Origin of the sequence: Ruminococcus sp. CAG:330, from assembly GCF_000437175.1 — a bacterium.
In the GTDB taxonomy this organism is placed as follows: domain Bacteria; phylum Bacillota; class Clostridia; order Oscillospirales; family Ruminococcaceae; genus Ruminococcus_C.
On sequence record NZ_FR898077.1, the window covers coordinates 1 to 559 of the forward strand.

Here is a 559-nt window from a genome sequence, read left to right on the forward strand (position 1 = left end):
AAGCACCGTGAATGCGAGTATCTCAAGAAACTGTACTTCCGGAGTACGGAGGCTGCCAATCGGCTTCGCACTGCTATGAAGGCCTGCGAGGAAACAGAAGATGCGCTCCGAAACAGCAGCGGCGGAAAGACGCTGATCGAATCCATTGTACTGTGCCGGCTCATGATCGCCAAGCTGGAAATGCGTATTCTGGAAAACGCTGATAACCTCGAACGCTATATTCGGGATTCCGGTGCGGAGGGAAGAGCCTGGTACGAGGCGCTGAAATCCATGGAAGAGGAGAGCGAAGAGATGCACGGCGAATAATTTTCCATACCCTCAGACGAGCGGTGTCCTCTATGCACAGAGGGCGCTGCCCGTTTTTTTGAACCTCTCGGTATTTTCCAGCGCCTCGCCGTGGTATAATAATCTCAGAAACAATGGACTAACCGGAAATCCGCCCCAAGCGGATTTTCCCGCCAAAAGAGAGGAACTTTTTTATGAAAAACATCACAAATCTGCAAAAGGACACCGGGTACACTCCCGCAAGTCAGGAGACGGACAGCGAGTACGTGCTTTC

1 protein-coding gene is annotated in these 559 nt (G+C 51.9%); it reads left to right on the plus strand.

Features of this window, described 5'->3' with window-relative positions:
* Positions 1-306, plus strand: a 306-nt coding sequence (locus QZL66_RS08835; RefSeq protein ID WP_293602107.1) for a hypothetical protein, incomplete at its 5' end; no start/stop codon positions are given.
* Positions 307-559: the final 253 nt, after the last annotated feature.